We start from the raw sequence: 13,660 nt of genomic DNA, 5'->3' as shown, positions 1-13,660 counted from the left end.
ATTCATAATCCCTCAAAAAAATGCCTAAAAACTCCCTTATAACCCACTACGCTAAAAATTTCCAAAAATCGAATTTTAATATTTTAAAAATTGAAGACTTATTTAAACAGCCAAATAGCGAGGAAATTACTTCAAATCATAAAGTAGACTTTTATACATTATTGTTTATTTCTGAGGGCGATGGAATACACTCCATAGATTTTACAGACTATGATTATAGTAAAGGTTCTATTATGTCTATTAGAAAAGATCAAATTCATAAGTTTTATATAAACAACAATACAAAAGGATATTTACTTTGTTTTAAAGAAGAATTTTTAAATAGATATTTAAATGAAGTTGAGGTAGCTAAATCTATTCAAATGTTTAACGAACTGCTTACTTCACCTAAGACGCAGTTAAGAGATCAAGATTTTGCAGGAGTTGTAAATTTAGTTGCAGCTATTGAGAATGAAATATTTACAATTAAAGATAAATATAGTTTACAAATAATTAGAAGCCTTATTCACCTTCTTATTACTCTTATTTACAGAATTAAAGCAGAAGGACATAGTAAAGTGCAATTAAGTAATTACTTAAAAGAGTTTATAAGATTTCAAAACTTATTAGAGCAGGAATATGCTACTACAAAAAAAGTGTTTGATTATGCTAATAAATTAGGTTATTCTACAAAAAAGCTAAATACAGTTGTAAATTTTGTAGCAAATAAGCCTGCTAAAGAATTTATAAATGATACAGTAGTTATAAAAATTAAAAGACAATTATTACATTCAGATTATTCTATTAAAGAGATTGCTTTTAAGGTAGGATTTAATGATCCTACTAATTTATATAAGTACTTTAAAAAGTATACAAATTCAACTCCAGAAGCATTTAGAAAAATTCATAAACCATAGTTTTTCCCTTTTTTACAGTTTAAAGTTGTTTTTTTACCTTTTTTGTGTTTCGTTTTCTTATAATTTTGTCAAAGAATATTTAATATTCCAATTAAAGAAAATTATAGCCCCCCTATTTTTTCTTAGAGTTTAACTTTTAGGTTCTTATGAAAAAGTATATAATTCAATCACCTTAATTCATTTTAGAATAAAGGTGGTTTCTTTTTTTAGTATTATTATTTTCTCAAAAAACACTTAATTGTTTATTGGCAGCGTAAATGAAATTTTAATTACCTCTTCTTCAGATATTTTGAATGCGTGATTAAAGAATATTGTTTGTTTATTATATATAGCTTTAATTAACCAGTAAGAGCCTTTAAAGTATGAGTTTTGAACCTTAGCAAAGTTTATTTGGTTATCAGAATTTTCTGTAATTTTAATTTGATGAGGATATAAAAGGTGATTTTTATTATTGATTCTAATTTCGTTTACATCATCAAAAAGAGCAGCAATATATTTTTCTTTAGGATTATTGTAAATATTTAAAGGGTGTTCGTTTGTAATAATTTTATTTTTTCTAATAACTATTAATTTGTCTGCAAAAGAAAGCGCATCATTTTTATCATGTGTAGCAACAATACAAGCAATATTTTTCTCTTTTAAATATTTAAATAATTTTCTTCTTAAAGAGTTTTTTTAAAATTATCTATTTGACCAAAAGGTTCATCCAATAATAACAATTCAGGTTCTTTTGCTAAAGCTCTTGCAATAGCAACTCGTTGTTTTTGACCACCACTTAAATTCTTAACTTTAGTGTGTTCAAAAGGTTTCATTTCTATTACTTCTAGTAATTCTTGTGTGCGTTTTTCACTTTCTTCAGGATAAAAGCGTGATAGGAATTTTTTTATATTTTCAGAAACAGAAATATAAGGCATCAAATCGAAATCTTGCGCTACATATTTAAAGAAATCCATACCAGGTACTAAATGAAATTCTGGGCCTAAAACCTGGTTTTCATCCCAATAAATGGTTCCTTTATTTAAATCTAGTAAGCCGTAAATAGCTTTTAAAAGTGTCGATTTTCCACAACCACTTTCTCCCATTACACACAGGTGTTCACCTTTATGTAAGGTAAATTTAAAATTTTCTAAAACACTTTTTTTTAGAATACCCAAAAGAGATGTTGTTTACTTTAAGCATAACTATTTTAAAAAACGGTTATACCAGCTATCTTCAATTGTAATTTCCCAAAAATTTTCTAGGTCTTCTTTATTGTTAATTAAGTTATCAAAGATTATAGTTTTTGCAGTAACAGCTCTATTTTTAAGTAGTTTTTTAAAATCTTTAAGCTCTTTATATTGTACATGTTCACCTTGTTTAAAACAAACATTCATTTTATCTAGAAGCTCAACTTTATACGTTTCTTGTAATTGTAATATAAAGGTTACCGAAGCATCGATATCTACATTTGTTAAAGCTGCTGTTTCATCTTCTGCAACTAAAACAATAAATCTGTTATATAAAAACTGATAAGAAGCCTTAAAGTTTTCGCTTTCTACTTTCCAACTTTCTACAAATGTTTTTATTTTTTCTTCAATTTCTTCAATTTCAGTTGGGTAAAATTTTCTACTTGAAGGATACACCCAAACTTTAGCATCATTAGAAATCGATTTATAATCTACAAACATGGTACAATTTTAGTTTTGCAAATATACAGAAAGAAAAACCGCAAACTTGAATTCAAATTTGCGGTTTATAAATTATTATTTTAAACTTTAAGAGATAATTTCTGGTTTAGAATTAGCTAATTTTACAAAATCTTCTTGAGTACTTTTCCCTTTGTCTTTATTATACCAAACTTGCAAATCTTGTTTAAATTCTGGATCTAAACTACCATGTTTTGCTTTATAATCTGCAACCATTTTTGTTGCTACAGTTGGTCTTGGCCCCCAAGTATTGATTACATTATTATCTTTATCTAAAGCTATAAGTTTTGGTATTGATCTACCTCCATTTGTTAAAAACAAATCCATTAATTCTAAATTATCATCACGAAGAACAATTTTTAAATCAATGTTATTGTTTAATGTTGCCATTTTATTAATAACAGGTAAATTTTGAGCAGCATCACCACACCAACCTTCTGTTATTACTAACCAAGTTTGTGCTTCTTTTACTTTTTGAATTTCAGTGGTAGATTCTTCAGAAATTTTAATAGTTTTATCTAAACGCTTCATTCTTCTATCGTTTAACATACTATAGTTTGTTAAATCGTCTGATTGATTTGGCCCTGTAGATTTATTTTCTGCTAATAGATTTTTAATTAAATCTTTATATTCTTGATAACTATATGTGTTCTCTAAGCTTTTGTTGATAATGTTTTTCATAATTAATTTTACTTATTTTATTTTCTAAGACGAAAAAAAACAGAAAAACTTACATTTAGTTAGTTTTTGATTTTTTGTAAATTAAAGATAATATCTTCAGTCATTGCTTTTAAATCAAACTTGTGTTTCCAATTCCAGTCTTTTCTTGCTTGAGAATCATCTATAGTTTGAGGCCAACTATCTGCAATTTGTTGTCTAAAATCGGGTTTATAGGTAATTTCAAACTCCGGAATATGTTTTTTAATTTCTAATGCTATTTCTTTAGGAGTAAAATCAATTGCTGCTAAATTGTAGCCATTTCTAATTTTTACATCTTTAGAGTCTGCTTGCATTAATTTAATTGTTGCTTCAACAGCATCGCTCATATACATCATTGGCAAACGTGTATTTTCAGATAAAAAGCATTCATATTTTTCTTCTTTTAAAGCTTTAAAGTAAATATCAACAGCATAATCTGTGGTACCGCCACCTGGTTTCGTTTTCCAAGAAATAATACCAGGATAACGTAAACTACGTACATCTACACCATATTTTTCATAGTAGTAGTTACACCAAAACTCACCAGAAACCTTACTAATTCCGTAAACAGTAGAAGGTTCCATAATTGTTTTTTGAGGTGTATTTTCTTTTGGAGTAGTAGGCCCAAAAACAGCGATAGAACTAGGCCAATAAACCTTTTCTATATGTTTATCTTTAGCTAAATCTAAAACAGCCAACAAAGAATTCATATTTAGATCCCATGCTTTTTGAGGCATTTTTTCTGCAGTTGCAGATAACATAGCTGCTAATAAGTAAACTTGATTTACATTATACTTTTTAATAGTTGCTAAAATAGTTTCTTTATCTGTTGCATCTATAATTTCAAAAGGTCCAGAAGCCATAACTTCTGCATTAGCTTCTCTAATATCTGAAGCTATTACATTATCATTTCCATATAAAAGACGTAATCTTTGAGTAAGTTCTGTACCTATTTGACCACTCGCTCCTAAAACTAAAACAATCGTTTTCATTAAATATAATTGAATTATTATAATAAACAAAGGTACTTAATTTAGGTATTCGTAATTAAAAATGTTTTTAAATAATTATTCAATAAAAAAATGTTTTTACTAGATTTATATTTTATTGTTTATTACTTAAGACTAAGTAATAAAAATGTTTATTTTTACAATTCAATTTTATAATTTGAAGAACCTATTATATTTTTTATTATTTTCTTTATTTTTCTCTTGTAGTAAAGAACAGAAAGAAACAAAAGATACACAAACATCAAAACCTCTTTTAAGTGTTGTTAAGGAGCATTTTAGTGTTCAAAAAGTAAACTCTACTTATATAAAAGATATTGAAGATTGGAAAGAGTTAATAGCTGTAGTCAATTTTATGGCTAGATTTAAAAAAGCATCTCCAAACGAAGTTTTAAGTAATGCTTTAGAATTAAAAGGTTTAGTAAAGTCGCTAAAAGACAGTGTTAAACCCAAGTTATTTAGTATACAATCTTTTAACGCTAGAGTTAATATCTTATATAATGAAACATTAAGGTTGGCAGATATGACTTTTATACCTTCTATAGAAGCTAAAAAAATTAACGAACAAACAGATAAAGTACTAGAAGCATTTTCTGCTATTAATTCTAAAGTTAATAGTTTACTATCTAAAAAACGTTTTGAAGAAGCTATAGATGTAGATGTTAGTTTTATAGGTTTAGACTCTACTAAAATTGATACCGTTTCTAAGCAGTCTATAAAGAAAGAGTTTCTAGATCAGAAATTAAAGAAAAAAAGAAAGTGTATTATCCTAAAAAGAAAAAACCGCTCTCGTTAAAAAAAGAAACGATCTAAAGATGAAGAAAACCTACCATTTTATTTTTGTTTTATTTCTTAGTTTATCTTGTAAAAATGGAATAAATGAAATTTCATTAAATGAAAAAGCATCTATAAAAACAGAGGTTAATACTCTAATTAATAATTGGCATAAAGCTGCTTCAGAAGCAAAATTTAATCAATATTTTGGTTTAATGGATAGTATTTCTGTTTTTATTGGAACAGATGCATCTGAGAATTGGGGTAAAAAAGAATTTAAAGAATTTAGTAAACCCTATTTTGATAGCGGTAAAGCTTGGAGCTTTAAACCGTTAGAACGAAATATTTATATCAATAAAACAGGAGATTTTGTTTGGTTCGATGAACTACTTACTACTTGGATGGGAACTTGTAGAGGGTCTGGCGTTTTAGAAAAAAACAAAAAAAGTTGGAAAATAAAACACTATGTTTTATCGGTTTCAATTCCTAATAATGATGTACAAGCTGTAATATCAGCAAAGAAAAAAATGATTCAATATTCCTCAATAAATTTATAAAATGATAAAAAAAACTACATTTATTTTACTGTTTATTTCTTTAGTTGCTCAATCGCAAATACAAACAAATGCTCCTTGGAACAGTAATAGAGAAAATAGAAAATCTTCGGCTTTAACAATTGATGAAATATCTAAATCTGCAGAAGAGTTTTTTAAAACCATAGATAGAAATTCAAAAGGAAGTGGTTTAAAACCATTTGAAAGATGGAAATACCATTGGAGTTTTTATACAAATAAACAAGGTGTTGTAAAACCTGCTAAAGATTTATGGGATGCTTGGGAAACTAAAAACCAAAGAAACAAAAGTAATGCTGCTGTAGATGTTAGTAACTGGCAACCTTTAGGGCCAACCTCTCATACAAATACAGCCTCTTGGTCTTCTGGACAAGGTAGGGTTAATGTTGTAGCAATAGACCCTAATAACCCAAGTACTTATTATGTAGGAGCGCCTGCAGGAGGTATATGGAAATCTACAGATGCTGGTAACTCTTGGGTACCATTGGTAGATAACTTACCACAAATAGGAGTTTCTGGTATAGCAATAGATCCTTCGGATTCTAATATAATTTACATAACTACTGGAGATGATGATGCTGGAGATACGTATTCTGTTGGAGTATGGAAATCTGTAGATGGTGGCTCTAATTGGAGTAATACAAGTAATATAAGTACTTCTACAAGTTTTTCTATGAATGATATTTATATCTTTCCAAATGATACACAAACTTTATTAGTAGCTTCTAATGAAGGAGTTTACAAAACTACAAATGGTGGTACAGAATGGAATCAAGTTTTATCTGGTAATATAAAAGATATAAAAATGAAGCCAGGAGATTCAACTACTTGGTATGCAGCTAGTACTAATTCTGTTTTTAGATCAACAAATAGTGGAGATTCTTTTATGCCTGTAATTATACCTTTATTTAGAGGAGCAGGAAGAATTGTTTTAGATGTTACGCCAGCAAACCCTGAGTATGTGTATTTTTTGAGTTCTCGAAATAATTCTTCTAGAGATTTTTACGGTTTGTACAGATCTGTAAATAGTGGAGTTTCATTTACTAAAATGGGAGAAACAGAGAATATTTTAGAAAGTAACCAAGCTTGGTACGATTTAGCTTTAGCGGTATCTGATACTGATGAAAATATTGCATTTGTAGGTTGTTTAAATATCTGGAAAACTACAGACGGAGGAGATAATTTTACTAAAGTAAATAATTGGAATGCACCAAACGATCGTAAATATACACATGGTGATATTCATTTTTTAAGATATAGTCAAGGTAAATTATTAGCAGGAACAGATGGAGGTTTTTATCAATCTACAGATAATGGTAATTCTTTTACAGACTTAACAAATAATCTAGCAATCAGTCAATTTTATAAAATATCTGTTGCCGTACAAAATTCTGGTAATGTTGTTGGTGGTTTACAAGATAATGGTGGTTTTGCTTATTCAGATGATAAATGGAATGTGTATCATGGAGCAGATGGTATGGATTGTGCAATTAGTAAAGCAGCACCAGACACATATCATGGTTTTATTCAGTATGGAGGTTCTATGTATACTTCTACAGATGGAGGTTTAACAAGAGATGGTGGAGTTGGAGCACCTTCTGAAGAAACAGGAACTAATGATAGTGGAGGAGAATGGGTTACGCCTTTAGTTTCAGATAGTAAGGGTAAATTGTATGCAGGTTATAAAAAACTTTATAGTTTAGTAAATAATGCTTGGGTGGCAACTTCATCTTTTAGGTTTTCTGGAGATTTAGATCATATAGAAGTAGATCCTAGTAATGACAATAATATATTTTTAGCACAATCTAGTCAACTATATAGAACCAACGATGCTGGAATAAGTTTTACATCTATTGGATTTCCTGGTGGAGTTATAAACGGTATGGAAGTAAACCCAAATGACTCTAATACTATATGGGTTGTAACAAATAATAATGTGTATGTATCAAATAATATTAATGATGCATCACCAACATTCCAAACTCTTGGTACAAATGTGCCATCAGAAGGTAAATTTACTTTAAAATACCATAATAGAAGTGGAAAAAATACAATATATATTGGAACAGCATTAGGTGTTTATTATATAAATGATGATGAAACTAGTTGGCAAGTATTTGATAACAATTTACCTAATATTGCTGTTAGAGATTTGGAAATAAACGAAAAAGATTCGAAATTATATGCTGGTACTTATGGTAGAGGTGTTTTTTCTACAGATATACCTAAAGTATTAGCTCCTGAAGATGTTCAATTAACAGAAATTTCTAATTTAGACGGTACTATTACTTGTGGAGATTCTGTTGTACCAATGATAACTGTTAAAAACGATGGTGTAAATACACTTACGAATTTTACAATAGAATATTCTTATGATAATGGAACTTCAAAATCTTTTGATTGGAATGGTTCTTTAAGCTCTTTAGCAACTAAAGAAATTGCTTTACCATCTGAGAATTTAACATCTGGAAATCATAGTATTAATGTAACAATTAACTTAACTAATGATGGCTTTATAGATAATAATTTTGCTTCTTCTACTTTTAAATTAAACGAGTTCTATTTCAGATCCAATATTTATCAATAATTTTGAAAGTACAGATCAAAGCTTATTGCAAGAAGTAACTTTAGGAGACAGTAATATTTGGGAAATTGGAGCTCCCACAGATGCTTTATTAAATACTGCATCTTCTGGAAATTTTGTTTATGGAACAAAATTAGGTGAGAATTATCCAGATAAAACTACTAGTTACCTTTACTCTAATTGCTATAATTTATCTATTATAGAAAACCCAAAGGTTAAATTTCAAATGGGCTTTGATATAGAAAATGAGTGGGATTATTTAACATTTGAGTATTCTAAAGATTTAGGAAAAACTTGGACTATATTAGGTGATGCTACTTCTCCAAATTGGTATAATAGCTCTGCTACTACAGATTCTTCTGGAGGTTCAAATTTACCAGGAAAGCAATGGACAGGTTTAGGAGAGTCTAATAATTCTGGCGGAGGTACAAATGCTAACTTACATGAGTACAGTTATGATTTAGCTGCTTTAACTTCTGAATCGAGTGTGATTTTTAGATTCAAATTTTTTGCAGATGATGCAGAAAATGAAGAAGGAGTAATTATTGATGATTTTGGTATTGAAGGTAAAGTACTTTCAATAGAACGTAAAGAATTTGAAAAAAACTTTTTAGTATACCCAAATCCTTCTAATAGTATATTTAATCTTTCTTGGTCTATAGATGGTAAAGCAGATGTAAAAGTTTATAATTATTTAGGTAAATTGATAGTAAGTAGAAACAAAGTAGCTTTAAATTCGGCTAACGTAGATCTTTCTAATCAAAGCAAAGGATTGTATTTTATTAAAATTAGTATTGATGGTAAACAAGCTATAAAAAAGGTGATATTAAAATAACTTAGATGTTTTTTAAAAATAAAAAAGACCTCATTTTATGAGGTCTTTTTTTGTATAATTTCGTTAACAATTTTAAAAATTAGGTCATTCTCATAACCCTTTCTCATTAAAAAATCTATCATTTTTTTCTTTCTTTTAAAAATATTAGATTCAGAAATTACGTCATTTCTATTTTCAGTAATTCTGTAAATGGTGTTAAGATATTCATTTTCATCAATTCCTTTGAGGGCAGTTTTTATATTGTAAGTAGAGATATCTCTAAACTTTAATTCTCTTATAATTCTTTGTTTTCCCCAGTTTTTTATTCTAAATTTTCCTCTAGCAAAGCTTTTAGAAAAACGCTCTTCATTTAAAAAATTGTCTTGCATTAAGCTTAAAAGGATCAATTCTTTTGCTGCTGGAATTAAATTATAATCCCGCATTTTTTGCTCAACTTCTTTATGACATCTATCTTGATAAACACAATATTGTTCTAGTTTTCGTTTAATTTCATCAACTGTAAAAACTTTTTTGGTCATTAGACAAACTTACAAAAAGGTTTAAAGTTAATGGCTAGAAATCTTATTCCGTTTTTTCAGGAAAAATAAAATATATTTGATGTATTAAGATCTACAAAAAACATAAATTATAGCAAATGCAAACAAGAGATTACGATGATTATGTTTATATATCATCATCATTAGGTTTTAGAAAAGTAAATGATGCTGGTAATAAGGTGTTTTTAGACATAGAAACAGATGGTTATTGTAATTTATACGCAGATAATATTAGTGTAAGTTATTTGCATAGTATGAATAATTTTCAAATAAATGCGATACATTATTTTGAAGAAAATTACCAGTTAGTTTTTAAAATCTTATTAATTTATTTATCTAAATTTTATAAGAACCCTAAATTATTATTAGGCTTTAGGCATGTTAATGTATTGAACGATTATAAAGACGATATGTGTTATTTAGAGTATGTTTTTATAGACTCTAAAGGAAGCAGTATAAGTATAAAAATGGGTAAAAACCAAGTAATAAGTTCAAGTTTATAAAACCTGTTTTAACGAATTTAAAAAGGCTTAAAATCAAAGAGATTTTAAGCCTTTTTATTTCAATAAAAATTAATTCTTTTATTCTGTAATTGCTTCTGGTGTTTTTAATAAACCTTTAACTCTCATTTTAAATTTCATTGATAAAAAGAATAAAATAGGTACTACAATTAAAGTTAAGAATGTTGCTATAATTAAACCATAAATAACTGTCCAAGCTAAAGGTCCCCAGAAAATAACATTATCTCCACCCATATAAATATGAGGATTAAACTCACTAAATAAAGTAAAGAAGTTTATGTTTAACCCAATAGCTAAAGGAACTAAACCTAAAATTGTAGTAATTGCAGTTAATAAAACCGGTCTTAAACGTGCTTTACCTGCTCTAACTATTGCTTCGTATAATTGATCTAGTGTTAAAAATTCTTCTTCTTCTAAACCTAAACTTAACTTTTTTCTATCTATTAATAATTGTGCATAATCTAACAATACAACACCATTATTTACTACAATACCAGCAAGAGAAATAATACCCATCATGGTCATCATAATAACGAAAGCATCACCTGTAATAACTAAACCGCCAAATACCCCAATAAAACTTAAAAAGATAGCAAGCATAATAATAGTTGGTCTAGAAACTGAGTTAAATTGGAAAATTAAAATAAAGAAAATTAAGCCTAAACCTGTAACTAATGCTCCCATTAAGAAGGCCATTTGCTTATTTTGTTCTTCAATTTGACCCGTATAATCAATCTTAATACCTTTTGGTAAATCTTTATAAGATTCCATTTCTTGCTGCACTTGATTTACAATGGCAGCTGCATCAGTAAAACCTGGAGATAAAGCAGAATATAAAGTAACTACACGTCTTGTGTCTTTATGTTTAATAGCATTAAAACCAGAATTATTAGAATGTTTAGCAACCGTAGAAACTGGTATTTCTTTTACTTTACCACTATTGTCTCTAAAGGTAATTTTCTGGTTAAATAAAGCGCTGGTATTATACCTATTTTCTTCATTAAAACGAACGTAGATATCATAATCTTCCCCATCTTCTTTATAAACCCCAGCTTTAGCACCAAAAATTGAATTTCTAATTTGTTGCGCTACTTGAGAACTATTAACACCTAATTCTCCAGCTTTTTTTCTATCTACAATAACCTGCATACTAGGCTTGTCTTTGTTTACATCTATTTTTAACTCATCAATACCAGGAATGCTCTTAGTATTAATAAAATCACGCATTTTTTGAGCTGTCGCAATCAATTCATTATAATCATCACCTTCAATTTCTATGTTAATTGGAGAACCTGCAGGCGGTCCATTTGCATCTTTTTCAACAGAAATTAAAACACCAGGATAAATACCTACTAAAGCAGTTTGCACTTTTTGTCTTAATAATTCACTGTCTTCACCTCTTCTATATTTATATTGACGCATTGAAGCAGTAATTTTTCCTTTATGTGGCATTTCTGCAGATGAACCACCATCCGTTTGTGGGTTTCCAGCACCTTCACCAACTTGAGAAACGGTACTTTCTACCATAAAGTTATGATCACCATCCATATATTGTTTATTATTTAAAACAGCATATACTTTGGTTTCAATTTCTTTTGTAATTGCATTTGTTTTTTCAATATCTGTTCCTTGAGGATATTCTATATAAACAACAATTTGATTTGGTTTGTTATCTGGAAAAAATTCAACTTTAGTTCTTTGCATTCCTAAAGAAGCACCAAAAGCCATAAAAGAAGCAATTAAAAGAGCAAATGTTCCACCAATTAACCAATAAGGAGTTCTCCCTTTTAAAGCTCTTCTTAATTGGCGTTCATACCAATTTTCTAAACGAGGTAATACTTTGGTTTGAAAATTATTTGCCCATCTTCTTAAAAATAAACGATATACCCAAAGCATAACTGCAGTAAAAACCATTAAACTACCTAAAGCTCTGTAAGTTCCTCCAAATACTAAAATCAGAATTCCAATACCAGCTATTATACTTGTAGTTTTTATTATTCTTTTTAAAGGCATATTCTCGTCTTCTATACTCATAAAATCTGAAACTAAAACAGAATTAAAAAATATAGCAACTACTAAAGATGAACCTAAAACCATAGATAAAGTAATTGGTAAAAGTTTCATAAACTCACCCATAACACCAGGCCATAAACCTAAAGGAATAAATGCAGCAACTGTTGTTGCAGTAGATATTATAATAGGAAAAGCAATTTCTCCAATACCTTTTTTAGCAGCCTCTTTTCTGCTCATTCCTTCTTCATCCATTAAACGATATACGTTTTCTACAACTACAATACCATTATCAACCAACATTCCTAATCCCATAATAAGACCAAAAAGAATCATTGTGTTTAATGTATAACCAAAAGAGTTTAGTAACATTAAAGACATAAACATAGACATTGGTATAGCAAAACCAACAAATACAGCATTTTTAAATCCTAAAAAGAACATTAAAACGATAACCACTAAAATTACCCCAAAAATAATGTTGTTTACAAGATCGTCTACAGCTGCTATAGTAACAGAAGATTGATCGTTTGCAACAGTTACTGTTAAATCTTTAGGAAAAAAATTATTTATAGCTTCATCTACAATTACTTTTATTTGATCTGTAGCTGCAACCATATTTGTACCCGCTCTTTTCTTAACATCTAGCATTACTACTCTATGACCAGATTCTCTTGCGTAAGTTGTTCTGTCTTTTTCTTTAAAAGTAACTTTTGCTACATCCTTTAGATAAATAGGGTTTCCATTTTCTGCTTTTACAACAAAATTATCTAGTTCTTTTGGGTCTTCTATTTCCCCTAATATTCTTATGGTACGTCTTTGTCCGCTTGTAATTAAATTACCTGCAGACATAGTTACATTACCGCCTTGAACCGTATTAATTATATCGTTAAAGCTAACTTTTGTTGCCATCATTTTATAAATGTCAACAGCAATTTCTACTTCTTTATCTTGAACACCACGAATATCTGCTTTCTTAATTTCTTTAAGATTTTCTATTTCATCTTGTAAATGTTCAGCAAACTCTTTTAATTTTCCTATTGTATAATCTCCAGAAATGTTAATATTAAGTATAGGCATTTCTTCACTCATACTTAAAGCAAATACATTTGGTTCTACTTTTGCACCATTAAATGTAGGCCAATCTTCTCCAGAAGTTTCAGAATCTATTTCGTCTTTTATTTTTTGTTTTGCTTGCTCAACAGTAATGTTTTCATCAAATTCTACCACCATCATAGAATAATCTTCTTGAGATGTTGATGTAATTTCAACTACATTACTTACCGTTTTAAGTTTATCTTCTAACGGATCTGTAATTAGTTTTTCTATATCTTCTGCAGTATTACCAGGATACACAGAACTGATGTAAATTTTTGTTTCCTTAATTTCTGGGAAGCTTTCTCTTGGCATTTCAAAAAAAGCTGAAATACCTAGATAAAAAATAACTAACATTACTACATACATGGTAGTTTTGTTGGAAATTGCCCAAGATGAAAACCCAAACTCTTTATTTACTTCTTTGTTTTTCTCTGACATTTTCT

The 13,660-nt window shown here is 28.6% G+C and carries 11 protein-coding genes and 1 pseudogene; 6 read left to right on the top strand and 6 right to left on the bottom strand.

What is annotated here, in order from left to right; translation table 11 throughout:
* The first annotated feature begins 20 nt into the window (after positions 1-20).
* Complete coding sequence (locus N5A56_RS14240) at positions 21-896, top strand: AraC family transcriptional regulator (RefSeq protein ID WP_265726049.1); 876 nt, start codon at positions 21-23, stop codon at positions 894-896.
* A 234-nt stretch (positions 897-1,130) separates the two neighbouring features.
* Here the strand turns inward: N5A56_RS14240 and N5A56_RS14235 are convergent.
* The 4 genes and pseudogenes from N5A56_RS14235 to N5A56_RS14220 form a co-directional block, all read right to left on the bottom strand.
* Positions 1,131-2,075 (bottom strand): annotated as a pseudogene (locus N5A56_RS14235) (ABC transporter ATP-binding protein).
* 2 nt (positions 2,076-2,077) lie between these two features.
* On the bottom strand, positions 2,078-2,563 hold the full coding sequence (locus tag N5A56_RS14230) for an ABC transporter ATPase (protein WP_265726047.1): 486 nt from the start codon (positions 2,561-2,563) through the stop codon (positions 2,078-2,080).
* An 87-nt stretch (positions 2,564-2,650) separates the two neighbouring features.
* Complete coding sequence (locus N5A56_RS14225; protein ID WP_265726046.1) at positions 2,651-3,262, bottom strand: thioredoxin family protein; 612 nt, start codon at positions 3,260-3,262, stop codon at positions 2,651-2,653.
* 59 nt (positions 3,263-3,321) lie between these two features.
* Entirely contained in the window at positions 3,322-4,272 is a 951-nt protein-coding gene (locus tag N5A56_RS14220; protein WP_265726045.1) for an NAD-dependent epimerase/dehydratase family protein, read from the bottom strand.
* A gap of 175 nt (positions 4,273-4,447) precedes the next feature.
* Here N5A56_RS14220 and N5A56_RS14215 point away from each other — a divergent pair, with 175 nt between their 5' ends.
* From N5A56_RS14215 to N5A56_RS14200, 4 genes are read left to right on the top strand one after another with little or no spacing between them, the layout of a single operon-like run.
* Positions 4,448-5,083 carry a hypothetical protein gene (locus tag N5A56_RS14215; RefSeq protein WP_265726044.1) on the top strand — a complete coding sequence of 212 codons (636 nt, stop codon included), beginning with the start codon at positions 4,448-4,450 and terminating at the stop codon, positions 5,081-5,083.
* A gap of 19 nt (positions 5,084-5,102) precedes the next feature.
* A complete protein-coding gene (locus tag N5A56_RS14210; protein WP_265726043.1) occupies positions 5,103-5,618 on the top strand; it encodes a nuclear transport factor 2 family protein in 516 nt (171 codons plus the stop codon).
* Position 5,619: 1 nt separating this feature from the next.
* Complete coding sequence (locus N5A56_RS14205) at positions 5,620-8,220, top strand: glycosyl hydrolase (protein ID WP_274270499.1); 2,601 nt, start codon at positions 5,620-5,622, stop codon at positions 8,218-8,220.
* Between the two features lie 25 nt (positions 8,221-8,245).
* Positions 8,246-9,052 carry a T9SS type A sorting domain-containing protein gene (locus N5A56_RS14200; RefSeq protein WP_274270498.1) on the top strand — a complete coding sequence of 269 codons (807 nt, stop codon included), beginning with the start codon at positions 8,246-8,248 and terminating at the stop codon, positions 9,050-9,052.
* Between the two features lie 35 nt (positions 9,053-9,087).
* Here the strand turns inward: N5A56_RS14200 and N5A56_RS14195 are convergent, their stop codons facing one another.
* On the bottom strand, positions 9,088-9,570 hold the full coding sequence (locus N5A56_RS14195) for a regulatory protein RecX (protein WP_265726041.1): 483 nt from the start codon (positions 9,568-9,570) through the stop codon (positions 9,088-9,090).
* Between the two features lie 116 nt (positions 9,571-9,686).
* On the opposite strand from N5A56_RS14195, the gene N5A56_RS14190 reads away from it, so the two are divergent.
* Positions 9,687-10,091, top strand: coding sequence for a hypothetical protein (locus tag N5A56_RS14190; RefSeq protein WP_265726040.1), 405 nt, complete (start codon positions 9,687-9,689; stop codon positions 10,089-10,091).
* Between the two features lie 78 nt (positions 10,092-10,169).
* Here N5A56_RS14190 and N5A56_RS14185 read toward each other — a convergent pair whose 3' ends face one another.
* Positions 10,170-13,655 carry an efflux RND transporter permease subunit gene (locus N5A56_RS14185; protein ID WP_265726039.1) on the bottom strand — a complete coding sequence of 1,162 codons (3,486 nt, stop codon included), beginning with the start codon at positions 13,653-13,655 and terminating at the stop codon, positions 10,170-10,172.
* Positions 13,656-13,660: the final 5 nt, after the last annotated feature.

It is taken from the genome of Polaribacter ponticola (assembly GCF_026191475.2).
GTDB lineage: Bacteria > Bacteroidota > Bacteroidia > Flavobacteriales > Flavobacteriaceae > Polaribacter > Polaribacter ponticola.
The sequence above is the reverse complement of the archived record's forward strand: the minus strand, read 5'-3'. Positions and strand labels throughout refer to the sequence as shown.

Bases quoted from the DNA above. Each gene is read 5' to 3' on its own strand.
- N5A56_RS14205 (WP_274270499.1), top strand. From the start codon at position 5,620: ATGATAAAAAAAACTACATTTATTTTACTGTTTATTTCTTTAGTTGCT.
- N5A56_RS14230 (WP_265726047.1), bottom strand. From the start codon at position 2,563: ATGTTTGTAGATTATAAATCGATTTCTAATGATGCTAAAGTTTGGGTG.
- N5A56_RS14220 (WP_265726045.1), bottom strand. From the start codon at position 4,272: ATGAAAACGATTGTTTTAGTTTTAGGAGCGAGTGGTCAAATAGGTACA.
- N5A56_RS14210 (WP_265726043.1), top strand. From the start codon at position 5,103: ATGAAGAAAACCTACCATTTTATTTTTGTTTTATTTCTTAGTTTATCT.
- N5A56_RS14190 (WP_265726040.1), top strand. From the start codon at position 9,687: ATGCAAACAAGAGATTACGATGATTATGTTTATATATCATCATCATTA.
- N5A56_RS14225 (WP_265726046.1), bottom strand. From the start codon at position 3,262: ATGAAAAACATTATCAACAAAAGCTTAGAGAACACATATAGTTATCAA.
- N5A56_RS14195 (WP_265726041.1), bottom strand. From the start codon at position 9,570: ATGACCAAAAAAGTTTTTACAGTTGATGAAATTAAACGAAAACTAGAA.
- N5A56_RS14185 (WP_265726039.1), bottom strand. From the start codon at position 13,655: ATGTCAGAGAAAAACAAAGAAGTAAATAAAGAGTTTGGGTTTTCATCT.
- N5A56_RS14240 (WP_265726049.1), top strand. From the start codon at position 21: ATGCCTAAAAACTCCCTTATAACCCACTACGCTAAAAATTTCCAAAAA.